The organism is Phormidium sp. CCY1219 (genome assembly GCF_055795085.1).
This window is the reverse complement of the sequence record NZ_JAYFEQ010000054.1, coordinates 1-229: the sequence shown is the minus strand read 5'-3', so window position 1 is coordinate 229 and position 229 is coordinate 1. Positions and strand designations below refer to the sequence as shown.

General features: G+C 46.7%; 1 protein-coding gene. It reads left to right on the top strand.

Annotation, left to right across the window (positions count from 1 at the left end; all coding sequences use genetic code 11):
* On the top strand, nt 1-229 hold a 229-nt coding region (locus AC0QH1_RS00395), incomplete at both ends, for an RRXRR domain-containing protein (protein ID WP_324628763.1).

Here is a 229-nt window from a genome sequence, read left to right as displayed (position 1 = left end):
GTTTCAACAATCGCAAGCGTCCACAAGGTTGGCTTGCGCCTAGTCTTCAACACCGAGTCCTGACAACTCTGACGTGGATAAATCGATTGAAGCGTTTCTGTCCCATTAGCGCTATCTCAATGGAACTTGTCCGTTTTGATACCCAACTGATTCAAAACCCAGAAATCTCTGGTGTCGAGTATCAACAGGGAGAGTTGGTGGGGTATGAAGTCCGAGAATACCTTCTAGA